The organism is Alishewanella maricola (assembly GCF_016343785.1).
GTDB classification, from domain to species: domain Bacteria; phylum Pseudomonadota; class Gammaproteobacteria; order Enterobacterales; family Alteromonadaceae; genus Alishewanella; species Alishewanella maricola.
The window spans coordinates 123,154-149,463 of record NZ_JAEINI020000004.1 but is presented as its reverse complement, the minus strand read 5'-3'; the positions used below and the strand labels follow the sequence as shown (position 1 = coordinate 149,463).

19 protein-coding genes are annotated in these 26,310 nt (G+C 38.4%); 10 read left to right on the top strand and 9 right to left on the bottom strand.

All coding sequences use genetic code 11. The annotated features are described in order from the left end of the window. The first annotated feature begins 2 nt into the window (after positions 1-2). Positions 3-995, top strand: a complete 993-nt coding sequence (locus JAO78_RS07815; protein ID WP_226750819.1) for a polysaccharide deacetylase family protein — start codon at positions 3-5, stop codon at positions 993-995. Continuing rightward, complete coding sequence (locus tag JAO78_RS07810; protein WP_226750818.1) at positions 995-2,077, top strand: glycosyltransferase family 4 protein; 1,083 nt, start codon at positions 995-997, stop codon at positions 2,075-2,077. Before JAO78_RS07815 ends, JAO78_RS07810 begins: the two co-directional genes overlap by 1 nt. A gap of 61 nt (positions 2,078-2,138) precedes the next feature. On the opposite strand, the gene JAO78_RS07805 is transcribed toward JAO78_RS07810, so the two are convergent. Then, positions 2,139-3,497, bottom strand: coding sequence for a phenylacetate--CoA ligase family protein (locus JAO78_RS07805; RefSeq protein WP_226750817.1), 1,359 nt, complete (start codon positions 3,495-3,497; stop codon positions 2,139-2,141). Positions 3,498-3,598: 101 nt separating this feature from the next. On the opposite strand from JAO78_RS07805, the gene JAO78_RS07800 reads away from it, so the two are divergent. Continuing rightward, on the top strand, positions 3,599-5,311 hold the full coding sequence (locus JAO78_RS07800; RefSeq protein WP_226750816.1) for a hypothetical protein: 1,713 nt from the start codon (positions 3,599-3,601) through the stop codon (positions 5,309-5,311). 20 nt (positions 5,312-5,331) lie between these two features. Here the strand turns inward: JAO78_RS07800 and JAO78_RS07795 are convergent, their stop codons facing one another. Genes JAO78_RS07795 through JAO78_RS07785 form a run of 3 tightly spaced genes read right to left on the bottom strand, consistent with a single transcriptional unit; the run spans position 5,332 to position 8,849 of the window. Continuing rightward, on the bottom strand, positions 5,332-5,955 hold the full coding sequence (locus JAO78_RS07795) for an acyltransferase (RefSeq protein ID WP_226750815.1): 624 nt from the start codon (positions 5,953-5,955) through the stop codon (positions 5,332-5,334). A gap of 24 nt (positions 5,956-5,979) precedes the next feature. Further along, the gene (locus JAO78_RS07790; protein WP_226750814.1) at positions 5,980-7,323 is read right to left on the bottom strand and encodes an O-antigen ligase family protein; all 1,344 of its coding nucleotides are present in this window, start codon (positions 7,321-7,323) and stop codon (positions 5,980-5,982) included. Between the two features lie 35 nt (positions 7,324-7,358). After that, complete coding sequence (locus JAO78_RS07785; protein ID WP_226750813.1) at positions 7,359-8,849, bottom strand: oligosaccharide flippase family protein; 1,491 nt, start codon at positions 8,847-8,849, stop codon at positions 7,359-7,361. An 80-nt stretch (positions 8,850-8,929) separates the two neighbouring features. On the opposite strand from JAO78_RS07785, the gene JAO78_RS07780 reads away from it, so the two are divergent. Beyond that, the gene (locus JAO78_RS07780; protein ID WP_226750812.1) at positions 8,930-10,024 is read left to right on the top strand and encodes a GNAT family N-acetyltransferase; all 1,095 of its coding nucleotides are present in this window, start codon (positions 8,930-8,932) and stop codon (positions 10,022-10,024) included. Positions 10,025-10,085: 61 nt separating this feature from the next. On the opposite strand, the gene JAO78_RS07775 is transcribed toward JAO78_RS07780, so the two are convergent. Further along, complete coding sequence (locus JAO78_RS07775) at positions 10,086-11,102, bottom strand: NAD-dependent epimerase/dehydratase family protein (protein ID WP_226750811.1); 1,017 nt, start codon at positions 11,100-11,102, stop codon at positions 10,086-10,088. 15 nt (positions 11,103-11,117) lie between these two features. After that, complete coding sequence (gene tviB / locus JAO78_RS07770; RefSeq protein WP_226750810.1) at positions 11,118-12,404, bottom strand: Vi polysaccharide biosynthesis UDP-N-acetylglucosamine C-6 dehydrogenase TviB; 1,287 nt, start codon at positions 12,402-12,404, stop codon at positions 11,118-11,120. 299 nt (positions 12,405-12,703) lie between these two features. Between tviB and JAO78_RS07765 the strand changes: the two genes are divergently transcribed. The 3 genes from JAO78_RS07765 (at position 12,704) to prsT (ending at position 18,076) form a co-directional block, all read left to right on the top strand. Next, complete coding sequence (locus tag JAO78_RS07765; protein WP_226750809.1) at positions 12,704-13,645, top strand: endonuclease/exonuclease/phosphatase family protein; 942 nt, start codon at positions 12,704-12,706, stop codon at positions 13,643-13,645. Positions 13,646-13,751: 106 nt separating this feature from the next. Further along, complete coding sequence (gene xrt / locus JAO78_RS07760; protein WP_226750808.1) at positions 13,752-15,167, top strand: exosortase; 1,416 nt, start codon at positions 13,752-13,754, stop codon at positions 15,165-15,167. Between the two features lie 158 nt (positions 15,168-15,325). Continuing rightward, on the top strand, positions 15,326-18,076 hold the full coding sequence (gene prsT / locus JAO78_RS07755; protein ID WP_226750807.1) for an XrtA/PEP-CTERM system TPR-repeat protein PrsT: 2,751 nt from the start codon (positions 15,326-15,328) through the stop codon (positions 18,074-18,076). A 677-nt stretch (positions 18,077-18,753) separates the two neighbouring features. Here prsT and JAO78_RS07750 read toward each other — a convergent pair. The 3 genes from JAO78_RS07750 to JAO78_RS07740 all read right to left on the bottom strand — a co-directional run bounded on the left by JAO78_RS07750 (position 18,754) and on the right by JAO78_RS07740 (position 21,774). Continuing rightward, on the bottom strand, positions 18,754-19,602 hold the full coding sequence (locus JAO78_RS07750; protein WP_226750806.1) for a PEP-CTERM sorting domain-containing protein: 849 nt from the start codon (positions 19,600-19,602) through the stop codon (positions 18,754-18,756). Positions 19,603-20,036: 434 nt separating this feature from the next. Further along, complete coding sequence (locus tag JAO78_RS07745; protein ID WP_226750805.1) at positions 20,037-20,891, bottom strand: ThiF family adenylyltransferase; 855 nt, start codon at positions 20,889-20,891, stop codon at positions 20,037-20,039. 25 nt (positions 20,892-20,916) lie between these two features. Continuing rightward, on the bottom strand, positions 20,917-21,774 hold the full coding sequence (locus JAO78_RS07740) for a PEP-CTERM/exosortase system-associated acyltransferase (protein WP_226750804.1): 858 nt from the start codon (positions 21,772-21,774) through the stop codon (positions 20,917-20,919). A 316-nt stretch (positions 21,775-22,090) separates the two neighbouring features. On the opposite strand from JAO78_RS07740, the gene JAO78_RS07735 reads away from it, so the two are divergent. Genes JAO78_RS07735 through prsR form a run of 3 tightly spaced genes read left to right on the top strand, consistent with a single transcriptional unit; the run spans position 22,091 to position 26,295 of the window. Then, positions 22,091-22,852 (top strand): S1 family peptidase, encoded by a 762-nt coding sequence (locus JAO78_RS07735; RefSeq protein ID WP_226750803.1) that lies wholly within the window; start codon positions 22,091-22,093, stop codon positions 22,850-22,852. 15 nt (positions 22,853-22,867) lie between these two features. Further along, on the top strand, positions 22,868-24,931 hold the full coding sequence (gene prsK, locus JAO78_RS07730; protein WP_226750802.1) for an XrtA/PEP-CTERM system histidine kinase PrsK: 2,064 nt from the start codon (positions 22,868-22,870) through the stop codon (positions 24,929-24,931). A gap of 2 nt (positions 24,932-24,933) precedes the next feature. After that, positions 24,934-26,295, top strand: a complete 1,362-nt coding sequence (prsR, locus tag JAO78_RS07725) for a PEP-CTERM-box response regulator transcription factor (RefSeq protein ID WP_226750801.1) — start codon at positions 24,934-24,936, stop codon at positions 26,293-26,295. Positions 26,296-26,310: the final 15 nt, after the last annotated feature.

The following is a 26,310-nucleotide window of genomic DNA, read 5'->3' as shown; positions in this document are numbered from 1 at the left end:
CCATGAAATATAAAATAATAAAAATTATTGAGAAAATAACAACTACATTTCATATTGATAAAATACTTTGGCGTTTTTTATCACCAGGTTTGTATGTTTTCAATTTTCATAGAATTGGCTCAAAAAATGAAAGCGAGTTTGCAAGAGATGTTTTTTCGTGCTCTGAAGTTGCTTTTGAAAAAATCATACTCACGATAAAAGGTAATTTCAGAATTGTATCAGCAAAAGAACTTGCAAATTCGATAGCTGAAAATAATAAAATTGTAGATCGTATTGCTTTAATAACCTTTGATGATGGATACATAGACAACTATACTGTTGCATATCCAATTTTGAAACGGCACGATGTTACAGCGCTTTTCTTCCTATCGACATCACTTATCAACTCGCAACGAGTTGCTTGGTGGGACGAGATTACTTTCTTATTACGACAAAGCATTGGCTGTAGAGTTACACTCCCTGATAGTTCATCAACAATCCTGTTAACAGAAGAACATATCGAAAATCAAATTCAGCTTTTTATACAAAATACAAAAAGACAACGAAGAACAAACATACCTAAAATTTTAGCCGAATTACATCAGTCTCTAAACGAGCCTGTTAAGCGGCTTGAAGATGCGCCCTCACTTTTTATGTCATGGGATAACGTTAAGACCATGGTAGAAAACAATATGGAAGTAGGCTCACACACAGTAAGCCATCAGATATTAAGTAGCTTAAAAAATGAGGAACAGACTTACGAAATATTTGAGTCAAAAATAATTATCGAAACAGAGTTAGCACAAACAGTAACGGCATTTGCTTACCCTGTAGGTAGTAAAGATTGTTACAATACAGTTTCCAAAAAACTTTGTGAGCAAGCAGGTTATGCCCTAGCATTTAACAATCAACCTGGAATTAACAAAATGATAAAAGATCCATTTGACTTATACCGGATTTGTGTCGATAGCGATAATATACATAAATTCCGATTTAACGTTTGGATGAATAGTTAATGAGTGAAAATACCCTCAATATTTTACATATAGTTTGTAGTTTAGAATTAGGCGGTGCTGAGCGTTTTGCTATTGATCTCTGTAATATTCAAAAAGAGCACAAACACTCATCAGCAATTTTCAGTCTTGGCAAGCAAACAGATGCGTTGGTAAGCGAAGCAACTGATCTCAATATTAGCGTATATCACTTTCCTAAAATAAACCGATTACAAAAATATCGATTTTTTTTAGATTTCGTTAAAAAAAATAATATTCAAGTATTGCATCTGCACAGTCCTAATTTAATAAAGTTCCTTTTACCCATTCTTTGGTTTTTAGCTAAAAAAATTAAAATAGTTTATACACGACATGGTGCAGGCCATTATTCTTCTTCGTCATGGAAACTAATACATCAACTTACAAAGCAGTTTATTCATGTTGTAACTTTTGTTTCAGATGACGCACGAGACATATTTTTAAAGCACCACGAGTGGAAAAATTATCCAACGAAGGTTATCAAAAACGGCATTATTGTTCCTAATCAGTTTGATAGAGCGAAACAAGACAGTCCAATATTGAGAGTAGCTTCGATTGGTAGAATGGATCCGATTAAAGGGCAGATATATTTGTTGCAAGCTTTTGCTGATATGCAAGAGAATAAACGTAAAAATTTTGAACTACATTTTTTTGGACATGGCTCAGAATATCAGCGATTAAAAAACTTTGTTGAGCAACACTTAACATCAATGGCTGTTATTTTTCATGGGATTATTAAGGACAGAGAGCGAATATATTCAGCTATTGATCTTCAGGTTGTATGTTCGAAAAATGAAGGATTATCCTTAGCCATTATGGAAGGAATGGCAAGAGCAATACCGGCAATTGCAACAGATGTTGGCGGTAATCCTGAACTGGTCAAAAACGAACAAACTGGTTTACTTTATCCGTTTTCTGACACAGTGTCTTTAGGTAGATTATTAGTGGAGCTTAATGAAAACAGGGATTATTTAAGAATTCTTGGTCTAAATGCCCACTCATTCATAGTTAAGGATTACTCGCTGGAGTTGACATTTAAACAATACAATGAAGTGTATAATTGTTAAAAGGTGGATTTGTGCAAAACAATGCTTTTGAATAACATTATTTTGCACCAAAAAATTGTAATTACAACGCTTCAATTATTGTAGAGATAGTAACTCTATGTTTACCACTTTGTGTAAGAGGTATATCGTCTACATATTGAAACATGATTTGTAGTTCAATTCCGATAGTATCAATTAAGCATGTTGATATATAAGCTTCTGAAAAGTCTTTATCAAAGCGATCTGAAGAGATAATTTTTAAGGTGATCTTATCAATTTCGTTTTGTACAACTTGAAACTTTTCGATACCGCTAATGTCTTTCAACATATGTGGAAAAAATTCGCCAGGTAACATCTTTCCAGACCGAGTAATAATCTTATCTAAGCGTCTACCATCAACAAATGCTAATTGCGACATGGGTAATCCACAAGCACATTTTTCTTTTTTTAACTGTGCTACATCCCCATTAACATATCGGATCAATGGCATACCGTAGTTATATAAATCCGTAATGACTACGTTGCCTATATCTGATGTACCAGCCCCCATATCATCCGTTATTTCAACTAACAAATGATCATCATTAATGTGAAGACCATTTTTATGAACACACTCTGCTGCTATAAGAGTAAACTCCCTACATCCATAGGTATTAAAAAGAGGAGCTGAAAATGCTTGCTCAATAACAATACGCTGTGTTTCAAATAACGGCTCTGCGGCAGATATAAGCCAATTAACCTTATGAACTTTAATTTTATTATCTAAAATATATTTTGCAATTTCAAACAATGGCCCTGTATAGGAAACAATGCCAACAGGTTTATAGCTGTTTACATAATCAACGTACTCATTTATGTTTTGATTAGACATAGAAAAAACGTTAACAATTTTTCTGTTGTAAAACCAATTATACAAGCGATCCTTAAGGGGATTTTTCTTCTGCAAACTACCAATTGCTGTGCCCCAAAAGTACAAAGTACGATCACCAAAACGACTACCAGACCAACCGTAACCACGCCAAGTAACCCCTTGTCGCCGATCATAATTTTCTCGATCATGCTCAAATTTAAAAGGGACACCGGTAGAGCCCCCTGTTGTTTTGGTTATATTTAATCCAATATACGATTTTGCTCGCATATCCATATAGTTTTCACGAACTACATCTTTGGTTAAAAGTGGTAACCGCTCCAATTGGTTTACATCAAGCAAAGTTTTGGGATTAAAACCTATCTCATCCCACTGCTTTTGGTAAAAAGGTACTTGTTCATATGCATGAATCAACAAGTTTTTCAATGCGCAAAACTGCTTGTCTTTTAAAACTGATTGACTTATTTTTTGGTTATTAGAATATTCTTTATAAAATTTGAACGTCTTTCTCTTTTTAAGAAGCCCTTCATAAAACGGATAGAGAAAATTAAAAAAAATCTTTTGGTATAACATGATAAACAGTCCTAGACTTAAACAGCGTGTTCAAATAAAAATTGATTTAACTATGCGTTAGCATCTTTAATTTTAAGAATAAAAATCTCGAGTGTAAAAAAATGAACAAACTTTTCATCTACATCATAACAGCGATGTTAATTTTTTACAGTAATGAATCAGTGGCATTTGAAACTACAGTAAAACTAAAGCTCGATCCAGATTTATCTGGTACGGAAAATGAAGTAATCACTTTTGGCTTACCCATAGCAAAGTCTATGATCTTTGATAAACAAGATATCAGTGTTTTTTATAAAGGCATAGAGCAATCTATTTATATTGAAGATGGCTTACGCTGGCATTGGCTAGATAACTCTTTGCGTTCGGTAACAATTCAATTAACTAATTTCGATATGCGTACCAACAACGTTGATAAGGAAATAGTCATAAAAAAACAGAAAGCAACAAAACCAAGAAATAAACTAAAAATCTCTCCAGAAAGGGGTTGGACCGCCGCAAGCGCGAAGAAAGCTTACATCAAATATCCAAGAGTCTTTGCAATACATGATTTAAACTATCTTGCAAATACGGATATTATACCACCATACAATATTACAACATTAAGGCAAAACCAACTGACGTCTCTTATGGGCAAAAAATTTACAAGGTTAATCGAAGATCTAGATTATGGTACAAGCACACATGGAGATTGGTTGTATGATCGTTCAAGTGCGCTATTCAAAGCATACTTAAATAGCGGAGACGTTCGTTATTTGAAGGAAGCTTTTTTATCAAAACAATTCTATTTTAGCCATATTAGAAATGATGGTTCTAATCCATCTGAAAATGGTGGTACAGGTTGTTGGCAATTTAGAGGGGTAGCGTGTCAAGATGGAAAGTATATCTACACCCAGCCAGCTAAACTTGCATTAGCATTACTTGGCGATAATTCACAATGGGATAATAATCTAATCAAAAATATGTCTCTACAAGCTGATTTGGGTAATTATCAATACAACACAAGAAAAATTACTAATAAGGAAAATCAAGGGTTTACGGAAAGAGCCGCGGGTATTACTGGATTAACAGAGGTTGTCGCATTTGAAATTACAGCGGATAAAGAAGTGTTTAACCATTATCAGCAAAGAATTAACAGTCTGAATGATATGCAGAACAGCATTACTTATTGGGAGAAAAAAAATAACTGGGTACCTAAAAGTGGTGCATTTCAACACAACTGGTTAGTGCATGAGAACAAATCAAAACCTTGGAATACCGCAAAAAACGATACTGACAATTACAGATTTAGTCCTTGGATGAGTGAAAACATTGCAGATTTTCTTTGGCATGCTTATCAAATTAGCGACCAATCTAAAATATCAAGTATGTTATTAAAACTCGGTAATGCAATTGATAATCATGGTTTTGCTTCAACCTATCTAAGTGGAACTGGCAATAATGCTATCTATGTAAGAAAGAATCATTATCAATCTTTAATTTCATGCCATGGTCATGATAATGACGCAGTAGAACTACTATACTCTGCATCTAGTGTTGCAAATGACCAAAAGCTCGCCATAGAACATAACAAAAATTCTTATACCGATCAGCACAATATTGAAATTGTTCTTCCTCTTGCTCTTGCCTACTATTTTTCTGAAAATAGAGATGAAAAGAATAGATTAGAAGCACGAATTGAGAAAATATTGAACCATTGGTTAAATGATGATATCAAGGACTGCTCATTGTCTATCGGCAGAAACTACCGAGCATTTAATTGGCAATATCGCTCAAACTCAATATCAACTTGGTTCTGGATAAAACCACAGTTCTAAGACAATAAGAGACATAATCATTATTCAATTTCATAGTTATTATAGTCTTTTACCACAATTGCTGGATTACCGGCTACAATGGTCATCGGTGGTACATCTCTGGATACTACACTGTTTGCTGAGACGATAGAGCCTTTGCCTATAGTTACACCTGGACAAATAACTGTGTTGATTCCAATCCAAACATTATCTTCGATTACAACAGGTTTATAACTACCAAAAGTATTAATTCTATTCGCGACATCAGGAAAGGAAATATCATGGCCATTACCATCAAATATCTGGCAGTTTGCTGCTATTAAACAGTTATCACCAACTTTAACTAGCTGATAAGCGTGTATGCAGCTACCATTTATTCTGGTATTATTACCAATTTTAATAACCGCACCAGGTCTATCAGCTAATAACTTTACTGATGAGTGCATATTAACATGATAACCATCATTATTTGAGTTTAAAGTGACATTATAACCAATATGCAACTGACAGTTTTCCCTAATATCAATTATGGGGATACGATTAATATTTAAGTACCCGCTTATAAAAATATTTTTATGATTCTTTATTTCATGAAAAAATTTTTTGATTTTTATGTAATTTATAATTTTAAAAAAACATTTAAATATATCAAAAAAAATCCACATACAAACTCCAGAAAAGTAGATATATCATAGAGTAAATTTCAAAGTAAAATAAACCATAAATATCATAACCCATGAGGCAAAGCCACATTTGATTAGGACACTATATGATAATAGATGCTTTAACTCCGGGATCATTTTAATTACTCTTAAATGAGAAGCTAAACTTAGACCGATAAATATAAAAAGCAAAAGAACATAAGAACGACTTAAGAAAAAAGCTGTCACTAAAAAACCAATCATCGAGAAAAATAATGCGTTATTTAATAATAATTCATCTTTTAATTTCTCACGATTTTCAACATCACTCTTATCAAAACGATTAACAGCGTCAGATTTTGAGACTTTGAAAATTCTATAGCCAATATATACAGTAAAAGTTAATGCGCCGCCCCAAAGAGTATAGCCTAATGTGCCGAGTTCAGAGGCAACAAGTATATAAGAGTTATGCGCTGTAAGCCCGTGCATATCAAAAAAATTCCCCTTGCCTACACCAAACAAAGGATTTCCAATTAAATACTGAATACCATCGTACCAGGCGTATAATCGCCCTCTTGCTGAGGCCTCTCCAGAATTTAAACCACCAAATTGAGATAAAAGTGTAGCAACAACAGGTCCAACGATGATCGAGAATATAATTAACCGCCCACCGCCATATTTTAAAAGAAGATAAAGACCAATTAACGAAGTGCAGCCTAATAAGGTCCCTCTTGAACCTGTCATATAAACACCATAGCTAAATATTAAAAACAAACATAAACATAATAATTTTGTTAAGCCGCCGCCCCTGTAAAAAAAGTACATAAGAAAGGGAATATTCATCACTAATAGCATACCCAAGTCGTTTGGGTCACTAAAAATACCAACATAGATAATTCTTCTAAGCTCCCCTCCTACAGCTTGGTTGCCCGCCCAACCAAAAGCATCAGGGCTAGTAAATTGAGTCCACCCGTTATGAACCATTACTAGAGAGGAACATATAGTGATAATCATAATGATTTTTTGTCGATAAGTAGAGTTGACAAGTGTTACAAACAAGAAAAGCGGGACGATGGATGATATTAATATATTTTGTGACTCAACAAGTCCATTCATACCCCAACCATTCAGAAATGCTGATATAGCGATTACAGGCAGCATCATCAGTAAAAATGTCTGCGGTGGCAACCACACTAATGGTCTATGCAAAGCGACAGTAAAAAGCAGGCAAGTTACTGTTATCATCATTACCAGCGGCATACCAAACATTGAGGTAACAAAATCTTGTGGCCTAATTAAAACAGCTAATAGATAAAAAACAAGGAAGAAAAAGGGTAACCCAACGCTTTTTGATTCATATGAATATCTACTTTTTCTATTATATTCTTTCATTAATTTCCAAACTATATCAAGTTAAAATTTAAAATTCATTTAAAAATAGATTTCACCTGCAAATTTCGCTCAAGCTTGCTAAATATGATCAGCCAAAAAAAAGTAATACTAAATATATTGAAGATAATGAAATATAAAATGAAGTAACTCCAACTTTCAATATTAATAATGTTGCTAAAATTATAAAACAGCACAAATGCCATAAGAGTAACAAATATAATTTTACCGATGATTTTTAGAAGTAATTTAAATTGGTGTCCGAGTGCATTTTTTATAATAGGCGTGAAAAAAATCAACTCTGTAATAATAGCTGATACAGCTAAAGAGAACGCAATACCCAATAGACCATACTTTATAGCGAACAATATTGAAAGAAACAGAGTGATAGCAGCGCCAAAAATATGGATTACAGGTAATATTCTATGTCTGGCCTTAGCAATCATGAACGTTTGAGCTGAAAGATAAATAAATTTGCCTAGTAGTGAAAAACTAAGAATTTTAATAATAATAGCAATATCTATAAACTCTTGGCCAAGCCACAAAACGATAAACGCTTCTGAAAAAATGAAGAGCGGAATAAAAACAACGAGCGTACTAAACAGATTTAGTCTAGTAATCAAACTTATGTAAATACTCTCATCAACATTTTTATCGCTGTTAAGGATACGATTTACAGCAGGACTTGTTACTTGGCTAATTATTGAAATAATATTTTCGCAATGGGTTACAAGTTGTTGTGCAATGTTAAAAAAAGCGACTGAACCAACGCCAACATACTTTGAGACTATATTGACACCAATTCGCTGACGAATAATCAAAGCTACATTACTGAGAATAATGTACTTTGAAAATGATATTATCCCTCTTGCACAACCTAAAGAAATTAATTTCACATTAAGTGAGATTACTGGCAATGTTTTCTTTAAGTATACAAACTTAACAATAAATGAAACTAAATCTGTGATGAGAAGCGCAAACAACAGACCGAACATGCCATATCCGTGCAATACTAGAAATATGGATAATATCCCTCTTACTATCTCAGTAATTGTACTGATGTTAGACTGAATGTTATCTTTTAAATTCGCTGCAAAAAAACTACTCGACGACATTAGTAAAAAATCTGTGAATACCTTGAAGCCTAAAAAATATAAAATTACACTTGCTTCACTTAATGATTCTGCAGGGAGATTCAAAATAGTTGGAAAGAAAACTGGTAATAGAACAATTGTTAATCCTAACAAACCCAATATACTGTGTAAGAACAGGCTTGTATTAAACAAAGTATTTATTTCATAAAATTTATCTTTTTCAATTAGAATTGCTGTTTCCCGTGTTACAGCTGAGTTAAATCCTAAGTTACTCATTCTGGCCCAGGCAACCATGTTTATAAGTAAAATCCAGATACCATAATCAACGGCTCCAAGTTCTCTTAGTAAAATAGGTGTCGTGATAAAAGTAAGTATTATCACAGCACCCTTTTCTGCTAACATACTTACTGCATTTTTAAATAGTGAACGAAGCATAAAAATTCCATCAATGCATCTAAGCATTCTTATTAGAATGAAATGATCATATAAAATTTCATAACAAAAAAATATAAATCATGATAAATATAACTGTTTTTAAGACAAAAATAGAGCTTGATTCCTTTCTAACAGACTCAGACTTGTCATTAATTGCTAATCACTCTATTCATGTTAGCAAATCTTGGTTGTCTTGTTGGTGTAAGTATTTTTTAGGCGTACATGACTTACTCTTTTTTTGTATCCATCGTTATGGAAATAACATTATCGCTGTATATCCCCTTTACCTGAAAAAAATTGCCCTAGGATTTGAGTTGAGGTTTATTGGATCTGGTGAATCTGAGATATCGGAAGTATCCAGTGAATTTCAAGATTTCATAATTAATAGTCAATATCTTGATGAATCACTTAGAATATTTACAAATCAAGTAAAAAAACTAAAAAATTGCTGTAAGGTTTCTTTTGAACACGTTCTACCTGATTCAAATTGTCTTCATTGGCTGAAGAGCGTCAAAAAAACTTTTTGGTTTTTGCAGTATAATTCACATTCATACAGATTTACTGTAAAAATACAAAACAATACACATGAACAAATTAATGCTTTGGTTCAAACCACACTTAGAAGACAGGCGCGTCGCTTTGTCGAAAGAAATGATGTTAGAATTTCATATTGTCAAAATACTAAAGAAATTCAACACTTTATGTCTTTACTAGCAGATATTCATACCTCTCAATGGAAATCTCGTGGGAAACTAGGGGCTTTTATTACAAGTCAATTTAACGATTTCCACAATGAGCTTGCGCAGATACTTTTAAAAGAAAAACGACTTTTACTCTTCAAAATAGTCTGTCAAGATTTTTGTGTTGCTGTATTTTACGGTTTTTACTATCAGGAAACTCTCTATTATTATCAGAGCGGAATTAGTGAAAAAAGCCCACTATTAAATACAGGTGTAGCAATGCATATCATTGCGATGGATCACGCTAGAAACCATAACGTTAAATTTTACGACCTTATGGCAGGGAAGTTACAGAGTTATAAATCACATTACACTAAGCCGTGCACAGAAGTGTTATCTGTAAGCTATACAAGTTACAAACTGTTTTTCATTCAGTCTATCAAAAAAGCAACTAATTTAGTTGCAAAAACATTGAATAGTATTATAAAAGATTAATGACAGCTCATAACTTGTATCAGAATAAGCAATTTTCACTTCGGAATATGGCATTATTATTTTAAATAATTGTTAGATACCATGGTATCGCAACTTCTAATCCTCGATTTATACTGTATTCTGGTTGATAGCCCAACAACGCTTTGGCTTTACTAATTTCTGCTTGAGAATGTCTTACATCACCCGCACGGAAGTCACGATAAACCGGTGACTTATCGTAATGTACATTATGCGGTTTTAAGCTTTGTTTAATTGCATCAAACAACTGATTTAACGTCGTTCTATCACCAACAGCAACATTAAAAACTTCGCTGCGGCCCAAAGGGATTATTGCTGCAATAATATTGGCTTGCACTGCATTAGCAACAAAACAAAAATCGCGGCTGGTTTCGCCATCGCCATTAATGGCCACATCTTCGTTGGCAATCATCGCAGCTGTCCATTTAGGGATAACGGCAGCATAGGCACCATTGGGGTCTTGTCTTGGACCAAACACATTAAAATAGCGCAACCCAGTGCAATGAAACTGGTAAGTACGAGAAAACACATCCGCATAAAGCTCATTCACATATTTGGTTACCGCGTATGGCGATAACGGCTTGCCAATGTTCTCTTCTACTTTTGGCAGTGCGGGGTGATCCCCGTAAGTTGAACTAGAAGCCGCGTACACAAAAGATTTTACTTTGGCATCACGCGCGGCAATAAGCACATTTAAAAAACCGCTGATATTATTTGCATTGGTGCGCGCAGGATCGCTAATAGAACGGGGAACTGAGCCCAGTGCCGCTTGATGCAATACATAGTCAACGCCCTCACAGGCTTTAGCACAATCATCACTATTACAAATATCGCCTTGTAAAAATTGAAAACGTTGCCATTGATCGGCCGTGACTAATGCCTGCACTTGATCAAGATTACGCTGAAAACCCGTAGCGAAATTATCTAAGCCTACCACGTGCTGATTGTGCTTAAGCAACACTTCCAGCAGGTTAGAACCAATAAAACCGGCACACCCGGTAATTAACCAACGTTTCGGCTCGGCTAATAAGGTTGTGAGTGCCTGTTGATAAACCGTCATTATTTTTCCTTGATATTAAAAGCGAAGTTCAACTTTAGCGGGGTCGAGCATATATTTTAGATCGTATAGCACATGGTTTGCTTTGGCATAACCCAGAATATGATCGGTACCGTAATCTTTAAAAGTTTGATGCGCAACGGCCAGTATTACCGCATCATAACTACCGGTCTCGGGCTCGGTAATGAGTTCAATTCCATATTCATGCTTAGCTTCCGCTGCGGCTACCCAGGGATCAAACACATCTGGCAGCATACCGTAATCAGCCAACTCCTGAACCACATCGATAACCTTGCTGTTACGTATGTCAGGACAGTTTTCTTTAAAAGTTAAGCCCATTACTAGTACCCGAGCGCCCTGCACCTGGATGCGCTTTTTTAGCATAGTTTTAACAAGCGATGACACCACAAACTTTGGCATACCATCGTTAATGCGCCGCCCAGCTAAAATCACCTCAGGGTGATAACCAATAGACTGCGCTTTGTGAGTAAGGTAGTAAGGATCAACCCCAATACAGTGCCCGCCGACTAAACCGGGGCGAAACGGCAAGAAGTTCCATTTTGTGCCAGCAGCCAGTAACACTTCTTCGGTATCAATATTTAATTTACTAAATATCACCGCCAATTCATTCACAAGTGCAATATTCAAATCACGCTGGGTATTTTCAATAACTTTCGCCGCTTCAGCCACTTTAATGCTGCTGGCTTTATAAGTACCGGCGGTAATAATGCTGGCATACACCTTATCAACAAATTCTGCAACCTCAGGTGTTGAACCCGAAGTCACTTTTTTAATGGTTGTTACCCGGTGTTCTTTATCACCAGGGTTTATCCGCTCTGGGCTATACCCAGCAAAAAAGTCTTTGTTAAAGGTTAATCCGGAAACTTGCTCAATAATAGGTACACAATCTTCTTCAGTCGCGCCGGGATATACTGTGGATTCAAACACTACAATATCGCCCGCTTTAATCACTTTACCCAGTGTTTCGGAAGCACGAATTAACGGCGTGAGATCGGGCTGACGATGCCGATCTATCGGAGTAGGCACCGTGACAATAAAGAAGTTAGCGGTTTTTAACGCGTCGATATTAGAGGAAAACTCAAGATAAGTGGCTGCAGCTAACTCATCGGTGGATACTTCTAAAGTACGATCTTGCCCAGCGGCTAACTCGTCAATACGCTTTTGATGGATATCAAAACCCAAGGTAGGGTATTTTTTAGCGAACTCAACCGCGAGCGGCAAACCCACATAACCAAGACCAATAATCGCGATCTTAAGCCCTGTTAACGAAAAATTGCTGTCCATATATCATCCTGAATTTGCCAGATACGCTTTGCCGCAAAAATTATCAGGTCTATTATACTTAAAAAGCATATGAAACCCGCATTAATAGTGACGTTTAAGTCGTTTAGGTTGACACATTAATCCGTTAAAAAGCAAGCTTAAACATGAAAATCCTGCCCTGGTTTGTCGTTAATCCGCTCTTACAAGTCGCGACGATTGAAAACACAAATATAGGATTTGCATAACGGTTGCTATGCTTTGTTTATTACCTTAACTTATAAAAGTTAAATTCGCTTTTCAAGGTTGGCAAAGAGCCTGTGTTGTATATTTTTACGAGTTTTTGTCTATGGTTAGCGCTCTATGCGCCCATGCCACTATTATGGCAACCGTTATTAGCCCTACTAGACTACGCACCGCGCTGGTTAGTTTTGCTGCTGTTGCCGCTTTGCTTGCTGGGATCAAAACCGAGTAAATCGTTTGTATTATTTATTGTGTTAACTACGTTAGTTAATTTTTGGCTTTTATTCGATATTTCCCTGGCACTTGCTTCAAAATCCCCAGCAACTTCAGATACCCGCACCTATAAAATAGCAACTTTTAACGTGGCGAGTGGTCGAGTAGATGCTGCTGCTATTTTTGACTGGTATAACAGCGAACACCTCGACGCGCTGTTATTGCAAGAAAGTCCCCCTGCGGCATTAAAACAAGAACTTCCTGCAAACTTAACCTTGGATTGCCACGGTAATCTTTGTTTACTAACACAACATAGCTTTAAAGCGGTTAGACAATTAGACAGACGGGCTTTACAAGGTTGGGGCCATTATGCTGCGCACTATTTACTGTTATTGGATGAGGTTGAAGTGAACCTGGTTAACTTGCATTTAAATACGCCTCGACACGGTTTTGAATTACTGCATGCCCCGCTTAGCAATTACTCTGCAATTACTCGAGCCTATAAAAACCAAGTGTTTGAAAGTATGGTTGCATCTGAGTTAATAAGTGTTGATCAAGGATTGTCGATGATTGGTGGTGATTTTAACTTAACGCAAAAAAGCCGAATTTATCAACAGTATTGGTCAGAGTGGTCGAACGCTTTTAATAAAGTTGGATTTGGTATAGGGTACACTAAAAATAGCCGCTTAATGGGTAGCCGAATTGACCATATTTTAACAGGTTCTAAAATTCAGCCATTACATGCTGAAGTTTATTCAGCTATGGGCAGTGATCATAAACCACTAGTACTGGAGTTTGCCTTCCAATAACGTTAGTTTAATGCTGCTATTAATTTTATTCACACTTGCAAGACAAACGGTTAAATTTAATTTATTTTTTAAGCCTTAACAGTGCATGTTTTAAAGGACTAATATTGTGACAAACGTGGATACCTCTGAAAAAGGCGCAGCCCGCTACTGGCCTTTGTTGTTTATTGCTGCTGTTTATCTGGTGTTTTTGGCTGCTAACCCCGCGGTTATTGTTGATCTGCGATCTTTTAGCTTTGATGACGGTACCTATTCTCATGCTTATTTACTGCCGTTTGTAATTGCTTTTTTTTATTGGCAAGCTTGGCAAAACCAGCAGTTATCCCCTAAAACCAACCTATTTTTCTTTGCTTTATTTATTTTGGCTTTGCTAGTTTATGTTTGGCTACAATTTGCACAACAAACCGTACTTAGCCGAGCAGTGTGGCCAATGGTTATTATGCTGGCACTGCTTAGCTACTTTAGGTTTACTTTGGCGATTATTGTGCCTACAGCATTGCTTTGGTTTATTACCCCCATTTGGGGCAGTATAAACAGTATATTGCAGGATATATCAGTTGCTGCCGTAAGTTTTATAATGCGTTTTACGACTATTCCTACTTATGTAGAAGGCAATATGGTGCATATCCCTGCCGGTATTTTTGAAATTGCTGGTGGTTGCAGTGGCTTACGCTATTTTGTGGTGTCGTTAGCGCTAAGCATGATATTTTCGTATTTGCACTTGAAACGCACTCGCAGTGTTTTACTGTTTTTTATTATCGCCATCTTAGGTTCCCTGATCACTAATTGGCTGCGAATTGTCGGGTTGATCTTAATTGGTCACTTTACGGATATGCAAAGCGAAATCATCGCTGATCATAATATGTTCGGCTGGTTTCTATACATCCCCTTTATTATGCTGCTGTTTTACGTTGGCGGTTTTCTCGATAAAACCCAATCAGAAACAATCAACGCTAAGCTTGAAACATCATCTATTAAGTTACCAACTAGCGTTACGGTATTAGCGATATTATTGGTGTTTTCAACGACAACGTTAAACTTAACCAGTTCGGGACAACTGCTTTACACCATTGCAGCACAACCCACTGAAATACCTGAGCAACCGCTAACCCTCTCTAACCCAAGTCCTGTAATCGTCACTATTGAACAACAAACTAGTCGCACCTACTCTGAAAACGCTGAGCAGATTGTCTATCGACACTTTATGTTTAGTGGCACCGAGGCCAGCCGTAACCCTAATTATTATTTAAACGATGTTATTCCTGCAGGCTGGAAACAGGTTGCCACAGAGTACAGCAATTTAGGTCAATGGCGCCGCCTGCAAGATCCCTATGGTAGAGAAGCATTGGTGTTATATTGGTATCAACTTGGTGATAATCGAATCACCTCAGAAGGGCAATATCGCGTGGCACGATTGAAACAAGCTTTAGCATTAAAACGTGCATCAGACTTACATTGGTACTTTACACCATGCTCTAGCTCAAACTGCACGTTAGACAAAGAACGCATCAAAGCCATACTTTAAAAACCAATTTACATCAGCTTGGTTATTTAAGCGCCAGTTGTTTCAAATTAAATAAGCGCTGGATGAGCAATATCCTCAAACAGCAAAAGTGTTTTTCAGTGCGTGATGTCGTTGCCACTGACAAAGCTTATGATTTCGTTTTCTCGAAGGAGTGTTACATGAAAACCCCAAAACTTGTCACCAGCTTAGTGTTTTTAGCCGTATTAGCCGCCTGTAGTAAGAAGACACCTGATGAACACTACAATGCAGCCCAAGATTTTATTAACCAAGCGCAGTATGCCGCTGCAGCCATTGAACTGCGCTCGGCGATTCAACAAGCCCCTGAAGATGCCCGCTTACGCGCGGCATTAGCGGAAACAATGCTAAAAAGTGGTGATAGTGTAACCGCAGAACGCGAGTTTGAACGTGCTTTGCAATATGGCACACCGTTATCTGATATTGCACCTCTCTTAGTAAAAAGCTATTACCTGAATAATAACTTTGAACAAGCCGCAAATTTTGATTTAGCGGGTACAGCACTCAGTGTCGCCGACAGTGCACTGTTGGATACTTACCGCGCGTTGTCTTTGATAAGTATCAGCGATGCCCCCGCAGCCTTCAGTTTATTCGAGGCACTAAGTACATCATCACAAGCTGACGCCGCGGCTTTTGCTAAAGCACATATTACAGCATCAAAACGTCAATATAATGAAGCGTTTGCTGCAATAGAAACTATTACGGCAGACAGCCCATTATTTGATGAAGGCATGTATTTTAAAGCCAAACTTTATGCCTCGCAGCAGCAAGATGCTGAGGCAGTGGCGGCATTTGAGCATTACGTGAAAAAAGTGCCCACCGCTACTTTGGCCAAATTGCTGCTAGCGCAAACCTATGTGCGGATGCAAGATTTTACCAAAGCAGAGCCACAGCTAGATGCTTTGCTAAAACTATTTCCGCAGCAACCTTATGCTAACCATTTACTGAGTATCATTAAGTATGAAAAAGGTGAATTAGAACTTGCTAAGCAATTCAGTGAAAACGCCGTTCGCTTTGGCATGACTATTCCAGAAAGCCGTATTATTGCTGCCATGTCAGCCGCTAGATTGAACCAAAACGCACAAGCATTAAATATGCTAGAGCCAATCGCTAGCGAGCTACAACGCTTCCCAGCAGCGCAGCGTTTATATGCTGTGTTGCAACTTAATGCTGGCCAAGGTGAACGTGCCGCAGAAATCTTAAGCAGTTTACCGGTTGAAGAGCAAAATATAGAATTATTAGCGCAAACCGCATTTCAACTTCTTCGGCAAGGCAATGACAAATCAGCTGATTTACTGCTACAAAACTATCAGAATAATCACAGTCAAGACTCAACAAGCTTAGCTACCTTAGCCAGCATTCGGTTAAATATCGAAGGTCAACGCCCTGGCGCTATTGAAGACTTAGAAAAAGCCTTGCAGCTCGATCCAGCCATGGATGATGCTCGCATGCGGCTGATCACCGCATATATAGAAGAAAAACGTTTTGCTGAAATTGATCGCTTAACCGAGCAATGGCAAGCGGATCCTAAAACGCGGACCGCGGCTTTTAATATCAAATCTTATGTAGCCTTGCTACAAGGTGATTTTGAAAAAGCGAATGAATTTAATGCATTGGCTGCAACCGAAACACCAGACAACCCCTTTGTAGGATATATTCAAGCCGTATTATTAGCTCAAAAACAAGACCTCAGCGCTGCAACAAAACGTATTGAGCAAGTTATTGCGGCAACACCAACCTACCTGCCTGCTTTAGAATTTTACTACAGTATCAACCGTGGCAAAGATGGCCAAAACAACATTAAACAAAAAATCGAACAGATTTATACGGCGAATACGCAAAACTTTGCACTTCGCTTGTTAATGGCTCAGATCTATACTGACAACCAACAATTTGATAAAACCGCAGAATTACTGAGTGCTATTGATGCAGAGCTACCTAATTTACCGCCACTGCATTACTTATTATTAATTGATGCACATCAAAATACCGGTAAACAAACATTGGCGCTGCAATTGGCAGAGAAATGGTATCGTAAAAACGAAAAAAATCCGCAAGCGGCGTTTTCATATGCCAATGCACTTACCTCGAATAAAGAGTTCAATAAAGCACTTGATATCATTAATACACTGTCAGTTAATTATAAAGACAATCCTCGCTTACAACTTGCCCAGGTTAGACTTCTCAGCGAATTAAAGCGCTATTCACAAGCAATAAGTTTAATTAATGCTATGCCAGAGGAATTAAAAAATACCGGTGAGGTACAATTCATTTTGGCTAGGTTGTATATGTCGTCCTCACAACCTAAAGAAGCAATCAGCGCACTAAAAGCTAGCTACGAAGTCAATCCAACAGCAATTAGTGCGGTGTATTTAGTCGAAGAAATTGCCAAAACATCACTGGCGGACGCCGTTGCGTTTATTGATAAACATATCGCAAAACATGGAAAAGATATCGGGCTGCTGACATACAAAGCCAACCTTTTGATTGAAAGCGATAAAGATCAAGCGATGTTAATGTTCGCCGATTTAGTGAAAGACGTTCCAAACTTAGTTACGCTTAATAATTATTCATGGTTATTAATTGAGCGCGGTGAATTGAACAAAGCTGAAACCTTTGTAAAACAAGCTATTCAAATGGCTCCAAACCATCCTGATGTCCTAGACACATACGGTTTGCTGTTGCTTCGGCAAAAAGCATACGCTGAGGCGGTGGGTCAATTTGAAAAGTCTTTAGCCATTCGCCCAGAGGCTAATGATGTAAAATTACATTATGTAGAAGCATTAATTGCAGATAATAAAATGACTAAAGCTACAAGTGTGCTTAGAACTGTGAGTGATGCACCGGAGTACCAAGACAAAAAAGCTGCGTTACAACGTAAAATAACCAATTAACGCTACTTACTAAACAAAGAGGCACTGGAACACGCACCTAATCAAAGGTTTGTTTCGGTGCTTTTTTGTTATTATCTTCGTCACTTTTAAGCTCAAGGCTATCGCACCTAAACTACACATAAGCGCTTAAACAGGTCTAACAAATACCAGTTTTGCTCAGTCATGTTGTTGCTTATGGCTGTGTGGTCGATATTTGATAATAAGCGTTACCAATACCAGCAACCTTTTCTGAGGTTTTTTTAATTCTTCCACGGTAATACCCTTCATTAAAAGCATCCATATTTACAATGCCATTGTTTTTATTCAAAGTAAGAATGCGTTAAAACAGCATTAGTTTAAGTCGTTGAACATTCGAAGCAAAAAAACGATGCCATTACATGGAGATTTTGCGATGGCTAAATCGTTATGGCTAAAGCTCTAAGCATACTAGATCAAGACGCTGGTTTAGCGATTTAACCAAAGTTATTAAGGCAGGCGTTTAAATAAGATTACAACTTAAGTGATTGTATATTATGGCGTGAATAAGAAATTAAAACGGCATCAAGATAAGAATTTAACAAAGCAAATTAGTAAAGGTTCAACGAAAAATGCATACCGCAAGCTGTTTTTATTATTAAGAAGCACATATAAAAAAATCCGGCAACCTGTGCCGGATTTTTATCATCTAATTAAAGCTATTATGCAGTAGCTTTGTTTTTACGACGAGCTGAGAAACCCATGCCCATTAAACCTAAGCCTAAGATGGCTAATGAAGCAGGTTCTGGTACAAAAGCAATGTCAACAGAGTTTAAAGTTGTTGAACGACATAAATCACCTGCAGCAGCACCCGCTTTTAAAGCACCTGTTGCTGTATTACCAACACGACAGAAGTTTGAAGTTGGCGCATTTTGTACACCAAAAATATCACTGCTTGCGATACCAAAAACCATTTCGCCTGTACCGATTTTAGTGGCGAAGTCAGTGCCTGATGCATCAAAGAACACGCCAGCCATTGCTGATGATACTTTGCCGAAAACTTCAATACCAACCGCGCCTGAAAGTGGGTCGTTTAATTGTGAGCCAGTAATGCTTAAGTTAAGTACATTTGTACACACAGAAGGAGTACTACAAATACTAAATGCTACTGTACCGGCATTAAACTGCCCTAAATAAGTAGTGTTTGGAGCACTAATTGGAGTTGGAATAACAACTGCAGTACCAGCTAAGTTCCAACTAACTTTCATACCCCAATTAGTGAGGAAACCACCGGTGTTGTCCCCAAAAGCTAACGGGTTTAAAGCACTGATATTTGCCGTACCAACATCTTTAACCGCATCGCCAGTTTGAATACCCATCATTGGATTTGACGGTGTATAAATAGATAAAGGATTGAAAGTGCCTAATGTTAAAAATTCGAATGCATCAGTCATGCTTGCACCTACGACACCAGGAACAGCAGACGCATCAATTTTGATTGGTGCAGCATTAACATTACTAGCAAATAAACCTGCAGCCATTATGGTTGCTAAAACTGTGAACTTTTTCATTTTTTGTTCCTTTCAAAAAATTAAATAACTCTCTCCAGTTAATGCACAACGCGTGCCAGAAATAAAAGACGCCTATAAACAACAACTTAAAAAATCCAACTTAAAATCAAAACAAAATCTGTAAATTATCCTGACAAAAATAGCCGTTCTGGGAGTTTTTCTCGGAGTAGCTAAATCGATATTGCTGGTTAAATAAACGATTTTTCATAATAAAAAGTAATAAGCCTTCTTCAACAACAATAGAGCTTTTTACCTATTGGTGCTCGCGCAAAACAACCCAAGGTACTTACTAATAATACAAAATGCGGTATTGGCGCTAAGGGGAAACGCTAACACAGCGGTGTTTAAAGTAGGATTTTTAGGGCGATTTCGTTCTGCTAAATGCCACGCAATAGGGGCATTTAGCAGCGTTTATTGATTGGGAACTTGCGCTCTTATTTTTTCAGAACGATACGGCGGGCAATAAACAACATAATGCGCGGCAGCAAACCTTTATTACCAAACGGCCGCCATGTTTTAGTAAATTTATTGCGGTAAGCATCAAAATGTATACCGTAAGGAGCACTGATCACCGGCCCTCTTTTTAACAAGATTTTTAGGGTGTTGGTTATTGCGATACCAGAGCATAGTTTTACTGCCATAGCAGTTGAAGGGCCCCGCTCTTCACGAAAGTTGACGCGGCTGTCATCTACCAAGTAATCGCGTTGTAGCATGGCTGGCGATACGCCAACTAAAAAACGTAGGAGTTGTTCTTCGCGGCTGTGGTTTTCAAAACAAAAGTATTGTTCAAAGCTCATCTTACCTGGCATAAAGCTTAAAAAAGCGCAGCCCATTCCTAAAGGTGCTGCCGTAACAACGGGTATGCCGAGCTCTTCACAGCGTTTAAATAACAATTTGCGGGCATCTAAAGCAAAAAAATCTAAGCTATCAACGTAAATATCGGCATCAGCCAAGAATGCATCTACATTTTCAGCTGTTACCCCTTGCTCAAAACACGTTAATTCAGCATCAGGATTAATTTCGGCGGCCATTCTCGCCATCACAGCTAATTTATCTTCATCAACAGTGTGAATATTGGCACCGGCCTGTCGGTTAAAATTATGCACATCGAACTGATCAAAATCAGCCAAACTGAAACGTTGCACCCCCAAACGACATAATGTGAGTAAATGCTCACCACCTACCCCGCCTAACCCAGCAATAGCCACTTTGAAATGTTTTAGCTGTTGTTGCTCGGTTTCTGTAACCCAACCGAGATTACGAGAAAACGCGCGGTTATAATCAAACATACCCTTTCCTTGTTAAACGAATAGCTTAAAGGCTCCAGCCTAGTAAGCGTTCATTGGGTTCTAACAACATTTCTTCTGATAACTCACCAAATAACTCGTGTTCAACCGATTTTAATAATGATTGATAGCCACCACTGAGCGTTTTACGTAATTCACGCGAATCAATAAAGTATGCTGCACGTAAACCGTGATATTCAACCGCATCACCGAGTTGATGAAATTTAATCCCTACGTAACTTAAACTTTTTGCTAAGCGAGGCTCCATCATCACGAAACCATAATAACGTTTGGTTTTATAAGACATAGCAGCAGCAGACATATACAAACAAATGGCTATATATGGAAAGCAGCGTAATTCTGTGGCAGAGAACGTAGTGTGATCAATGGCACCCGTAGCCGCGCCCGCAAAATTATCGACAGCCCGTTTTCGAAATGCGGCAGGAACCGCTAAGCGAGATATTTCACAGATCTCTTCTCGGGCAAAACGCCCTGGGAAAATATGTTTATCGGTAATGGCATGCGCGCAATATTTTTCGATAGGTAATAATTCATCTGGCTGACGAGAGTATATTAAGCGCACTGTTCCTGCGAGTTGCTTTGAAGATAAGTGTCTAACAAAACAATGAATAGCGTGTTCATCAAAATCATCTTTTTCTTGGTGTACGGAGTTGGTTTGTTCAAATTGTAATTCTTCACAATAAACTTGATGCCGTAAACGGTAAACTTCTTCTCTTAAAGCATGACTATTAGCAATGGTTGGCTGTAAATAGTGAGAAAAATGCTCAGATATATTTTTAGCATCTTTACTAGCGAGCGAAGATATCGCTTTTTTTACTACGCCCCCAATAACCGGATTATCTGCAAAGCTGCTGATTTTTTTCATTATATCCTCTATTTACAATTTCAATTCGCTGTTTAGCAACGCGCCAAGCAATCATCTAAACTACGTCAATCATTACTTTACCTTGCTATGGAATTTTAGTTGCCGATATACATACCTTATAAATCAGCCATCTATAAGCAGCAACAATTAATTTAGCGTTAAACAATATTTCTTAAGTGAGTTTTGCGGCTGCATACGCAAAATTAGTTTATGGTCTCTCTTTTGTAGTATGGTGTAGAAACAGCGTTTTTTCCTAGCTCTGCCAGGCAAAAATTAGCATAGTAAGATAATATTAGCTCAATTAAGGATAATACTGATGGTAATTAAGATGCATTTGTACCGATTTTTCTTACTTTGTATATTGGCTTTATTTTCTTCGATGAGCAATGCACAGTTAGTTGATGTTATAAAAAAAATAAAACCTTCGGTAGTAGCGATAGGCATATATAACCCGACTGCCTCACCGCGGATACAGTTAGTGGGTACAGGCTTTGTGATTAGCCCAGGTAATCTAGTGGTCACCAATTATCACGTAGTCAGCCGCGGCTTAGATGAAAGTAAAATGGAGACATATGTGGTGTTATCGGGCTCGGTGCAGCAAGTCAAACAACACCAGATCACCTCGCGCCGTTTGGCACCTGAGCATGATCTGGCTTTGTTAAGCATCGACAGTCAATTACCTGCTGTTACATTAAGTAGCCAAAGCGAACTGGCACCGGAAGGGCTTGAAATTGCATTCACTGGTTACCCTATTACCAGTGTGTTAGGGCTTTATCCAGCAACCCACCGAGGCATTATCGCGGCACATTCGCCCATTATTATCCCTGCGGATCAAGCCAGCCAATTGCATGCAGCCGCTTTACGGCAGCTGCGCCAACCTTACTTAATTTACCAGCTCGACGCGGTAGCGTATCCCGGCAACAGCGGTAGCCCCCTGTATAATGCTGCTAACGGTGAGGTTATTGGCGTTATTAACCAAACCTATATTAAAGCCAGTAAAGAGTCTGTGTTATCAGATCCCAGTGGCATCAGTTACGCAATTCCTGCCAAATATATTCAACAATTAAAATCTAACTGATAAGAGTTATCCAACGTGATCGACATTTCTGCAGAACAACTAGGCTTTGGCATCGCGGCGATAAGCTATTTCATCTTTGCTTTATTGATTTTAACCACTAAAAGCAACTCGGTTCAGCGTGGCTTATTGTTTGCTTTTAGCGTCGTTAGTGTGGTGTGGGCGGGTTATTATGCGTGGTCATTGCAACTTCCCTACGTCAATTCCGGATCTTACCTTGTAGAAAATAGTCGCAATCTGCTGTTATCACTGTTCTTACTTGCCGCACTTAAACATCATGGAGATTGGCAAAACTTTTTTTTGAATAAATCGGTTATCGCAACTCTACTCGGCTTTGTACTGTGGACTGCCGTTGGCTTAAACCACTGGATGAGTCAGCATCTTATTTATGTGGGTAATTTACTTATTGCTATACTGCAACTGGCTATTTTAGAAGCGATTTACCGTAAAACAAATGTGCAACAACGCTGGCAGTTTAAACCCCTGCTGATTGCCTTAGCGGTATGCATACTGTTTGATTTTGTGTTGCTTGCGGAATCGGCTTTATTTGCCCGAATAGACTCACACCTGTGGCAAGCTCGTGGCTTTATTTTTACGTTGATGATCCCGTTTTTAGTTATCGCTATTCGGCGCATCGAGGCATGGGGCATTAATGTCTATATTTCACGAGATATTGTTTTACAAAGCACTTTAGTGATGGCCGCAGGGGTATACCTGCTATTACTGGCCATAACGGGCTTTTATCTACGCTACATTGGCGGCAGTTGGTCTGAGTTACTGCAAACCAGTTTTATTGTGCTCGGTTTTGCTTTGATGCTACTGCTGGTGTTATCTGGCACTATCCGCAGGCGCTTAAAAGTATTTATTGAAAAACATTTTTTTGCCAATAGTTTTGATTATCGTGAAAAGTGGTTGGCACTAACCAGTGGCTTAAAGCAAATTGATATTAGCCATGTTGATCGCCATCACAAAATTTTGCAAGTATGGTTACAAAGCATTAATTATGGCAAAGGGGCCATTGTGCAATATCGGCCGCAAGGCGAGTTAAAAATATTGGCACTGCATGGCAGAGCCCCCTTAACTGAAGCTGAGGTTACGCTATTACAGCGTTATCAAAGCCAATACGCCAACCAAAACTGGCAGATTGATTTAACCGAGCCGCAAGGGGCATTAACGGCTGATTTAGCAAAAGATCAGCTTAAACTGCAATTGCTGCTGCCTATTCGCACTAAAGCAGGCCTTTGGGGCGTATGTATTATGCAGGCAGGTAACGAGCAAAAGCTGCAATTAAACTGGGAGCTGCGGGATTATCTGTCTGTGGTATCAGAGCAAATTGCTACCCTGCTGTTGCTGATGCAGCACAGTGATAAGCTCAGTGAAAATGCTCAGTTTATTGCCTTTAGCCGCATGTCAGCTTTTGTAGTGCACGATTTAAAAAACGTAAAGGCACAGTTAGATTTAACCTTACGCAACGCCCAAAAGCACCGGCACAACCCTGAATTTATTGATGATACCTTCAGTACTTTAGAGTCGATGCAACAACGCTTAGATAATATGCTGTTGCAACTGACCACGAAGCAATCCAACGAGCGCCCGCAGCGCAGCTTCTCGGTAGCAGAAATAATCAGCCAAGTTATTGAGCAACGCTGTGCGGTAAAATCACCACAACCAGAACTGATTGTTAGGCAAGATTGTCAGCTAATGTTAGACCAACACCGCTTTGCGAATGTGATGTTTCACTTATTAGATAATGCCCAACATGCCACGCCGTCTACTGGAAGCATAAAGGTGTATATGCAAACAACATCGACCGATTTGTTGCTGAATATTTGCGATACTGGCTGTGGTATGAGCGCTGATTTTATTGAACATCGGTTGTTTAAACCCTTTGACACGACAAAAGGCAATGCAGGCATGGGCATTGGCGTGTACGATGCACAAGTCTTTATTGAGCAAGCAGGTGGTTCAATCAAAGTCAGTAGCACCATAGGTGAAGGAACTACTTTTAGTATCCATCTTCCTTTACAATCGGAAGTAGACGAAGAAGAAACCACTTACCTCTCAGCGCAAGGAACGTTATAGCCATGAAAACAGTATTGGTAATTGAAGACGATCTCGGGATCCAAAAACAATTAAAGTGGAGCTTGAGCGATTACGAATTAGTTTTTGCTGGTGATCGGCAACAAGCGATGACACATCTTAGACGCTACGAGCCCTCGGTTGTTACCCTTGATTTAGGCTTACCTCCGGATCCGACAAATGCGACCGAAGGCCTAGCGTGTTTATCTGACATTTTAGGCACAGCGCCCGATACTAAGGTTATAGTGTTAACCGGTAGTACCGATAATAGCCATGCCCTGCAAGCTATTGCTCTGGGTGCCTATGATTACTATCAAAAACCGATTGATGCCGATGTACTTAACATCATTTTACAACGCGCCTTTAAGCTAACCGAGCTAGAAAAAGAGAACAAAGCGCTAAAAAACAACTCGCAGCAACAGACGGATATTTTAGGCAACAGCGAGGCAATGATCAAAGCTTGTCGTGTGGTTGAGAAAATAGCCCCGACTGAAATAACCACGCTATTATTGGGTGAGAGCGGCACGGGTAAGGAAGTGTTTGCGCGCACCATACATAAGCAAAGCGCTCGCGCCGATAAACCCTTTATTGCCATTAACTGTGCCTCTATTCCAGAAAACCTGCTTGAAAGCGAATTATTTGGCTATGAAAAAGGTGCTTTTACCGGCGCAGTTAAAACGACCCTTGGTAAAATTGAATGCGCTAATGGCGGTACCTTGCTGCTGGATGAAATTGGCGATATGCCTTTAAGCTTACAAGCTAAAATGCTGCGTTTTTTGCAAGAGCGTGTTATTGAGCGTGTTGGTGGCCGCAGTGAAATTGAAGTGGATGTTCGCGTTATTTGCGCAACGCACCGCGATTTACAAGAGATGGTCAGCCAACAAACCTTCCGCGAAGATCTCTTTTATCAGGTGAGTGAAATCATCCTGCGCATCCCGCCACTGCGTAGCCGTGGTCACGATATTATTTTAATCGCTAAAGCGTTATTGCAGCGCTTTAATGAAGAATACCATTCTAATGTGCAAGGCTTTTCTGAGCAGGCAACCAAAGCCATGCTATCGCATAGTTGGCCTGGCAATATTCGTGAATTGCAGAACAAAGTTAAATCTGCAGTGATCATGGCAGAGTCAAAGCAAATTGATGCCGAAGATTTAGGCTTAGTGGCCCCAAATGGCAATATTAAGATGCAAACTTTACGGCAAATGCGTGAAGACGTTGAAACTCAAGCAATCCGCCAAGCCCATATGATGACTGAAGGTAACTTATCTAAGGCTGCCGATCTTTTAGGTATTACTCGCCCCACACTCTATGCCTTAATTGAAAAGTATAAAATGTACGATTTACGTAGCACGGATACCGAAACTTAAAACAGTATTGCTTCT

What these genes read in the sequence shown, in the direction of transcription:
- JAO78_RS07815 (WP_226750819.1), top strand. Translation starts at nt 3, where the DNA reads ATGAAATATAAAATAATAAAAATTATTGAGAAAATAACAACTACATTT.
- JAO78_RS07810 (WP_226750818.1), top strand. Translation starts at nt 995, where the DNA reads ATGAGTGAAAATACCCTCAATATTTTACATATAGTTTGTAGTTTAGAA.
- JAO78_RS07805 (WP_226750817.1), bottom strand. Translation starts at nt 3,497, where the DNA reads ATGTTATACCAAAAGATTTTTTTTAATTTTCTCTATCCGTTTTATGAA.
- JAO78_RS07800 (WP_226750816.1), top strand. Translation starts at nt 3,599, where the DNA reads ATGAACAAACTTTTCATCTACATCATAACAGCGATGTTAATTTTTTAC.
- JAO78_RS07795 (WP_226750815.1), bottom strand. Translation starts at nt 5,955, where the DNA reads ATGTGGATTTTTTTTGATATATTTAAATGTTTTTTTAAAATTATAAAT.
- JAO78_RS07790 (WP_226750814.1), bottom strand. Translation starts at nt 7,323, where the DNA reads ATGAAAGAATATAATAGAAAAAGTAGATATTCATATGAATCAAAAAGC.
- JAO78_RS07785 (WP_226750813.1), bottom strand. Translation starts at nt 8,849, where the DNA reads ATGCTTCGTTCACTATTTAAAAATGCAGTAAGTATGTTAGCAGAAAAG.
- JAO78_RS07780 (WP_226750812.1), top strand. Translation starts at nt 8,930, where the DNA reads ATGATAAATATAACTGTTTTTAAGACAAAAATAGAGCTTGATTCCTTT.
- JAO78_RS07775 (WP_226750811.1), bottom strand. Translation starts at nt 11,102, where the DNA reads ATGACGGTTTATCAACAGGCACTCACAACCTTATTAGCCGAGCCGAAA.
- tviB (WP_226750810.1), bottom strand. Translation starts at nt 12,404, where the DNA reads ATGGACAGCAATTTTTCGTTAACAGGGCTTAAGATCGCGATTATTGGT.
- prsT (WP_226750807.1), top strand. Translation starts at nt 15,326, where the DNA reads ATGAAAACCCCAAAACTTGTCACCAGCTTAGTGTTTTTAGCCGTATTA.
- JAO78_RS07750 (WP_226750806.1), bottom strand. Translation starts at nt 19,602, where the DNA reads ATGAAAAAGTTCACAGTTTTAGCAACCATAATGGCTGCAGGTTTATTT.
- JAO78_RS07745 (WP_226750805.1), bottom strand. Translation starts at nt 20,891, where the DNA reads ATGTTTGATTATAACCGCGCGTTTTCTCGTAATCTCGGTTGGGTTACA.
- JAO78_RS07740 (WP_226750804.1), bottom strand. Translation starts at nt 21,774, where the DNA reads ATGAAAAAAATCAGCAGCTTTGCAGATAATCCGGTTATTGGGGGCGTA.
- JAO78_RS07735 (WP_226750803.1), top strand. Translation starts at nt 22,091, where the DNA reads ATGGTAATTAAGATGCATTTGTACCGATTTTTCTTACTTTGTATATTG.
- prsR (WP_226750801.1), top strand. Translation starts at nt 24,934, where the DNA reads ATGAAAACAGTATTGGTAATTGAAGACGATCTCGGGATCCAAAAACAA.